We start from the raw sequence: 677 nt of genomic DNA, 5'->3' as shown, positions 1-677 counted from the left end.
AAAGCTTGTTGAAACATCACAGCAATCGCAATCGCACTTCTATCCTATTCTAACAATTATCTACAACTGTAGTACTAAGCTGCCGTTAAAAATCCCAAATTCACCGTTCCCTGCATTGAGTAAGCCGTTAAAAAGGTTGCCCAATATACCTTTACCCGACCCAGCGCTACCCAAAATGCTGTTTAACCCAATATCCAGTAGCCTGCTAGAGAGGTTGCTAAGTAAGTTTAGCGCAACTTCACCCAAGCTTTCCGTTCCCAATATTGCCGACTTGAAGGCGTTGGAAAGCGCGTCACCCGTTGCATTAATCGCGTCCAACTCTGCACTCAGCGACTCTAATCTCTTCTCCCTCAACTCTTCCGCTAAATCGTTTTGCCGCTCAATCTCCTCGTTTTGCTGCTCCAACCACTCTGCCGCCCACTCCTGCTCTAGTTGTGTCGCTAACCACTCAGACTCTTTTCCTTGAACTTCGCCCAGCATTACGGATAGTGCTTGGAGGTCATCTATTCGCTTTGCTAATGCACCCCCATCATCTACACCCTCTTCTTTATTGATGCGTAACTGCTCATTTAATCGCGCCAACTCATCAGTCACACCTCTAAGGATCGTGGATTAAATAAGGTGTAATAGTTTCAGTTGACTCTGTAAACTAGAGAAGCAGACTGATGAACAGGTGA

General features: G+C 45.8%; 1 protein-coding gene. It reads right to left on the bottom strand.

Annotated features, from left to right (window positions below; all coding sequences use genetic code 11):
* Positions 1 to 60: 60 nt before the first annotated feature.
* Positions 61 to 594 carry a hypothetical protein gene (locus tag DSM107010_RS37915; protein ID WP_127025471.1) on the bottom strand — a complete coding sequence of 178 codons (534 nt, stop codon included), beginning with the start codon at positions 592 to 594 and terminating at the stop codon, positions 61 to 63.
* Positions 595 to 677 lie beyond the last annotated feature (83 nt).

Origin of the sequence: Chroococcidiopsis cubana SAG 39.79 (genome assembly GCF_003991895.1) — a bacterium.
GTDB lineage: Bacteria > Cyanobacteriota > Cyanobacteriia > Cyanobacteriales > Chroococcidiopsidaceae > Chroococcidiopsis > Chroococcidiopsis thermalis.
Note: the sequence above shows the minus strand (reverse complement) of the source record. Positions and strands in the feature narration are given on the sequence as shown.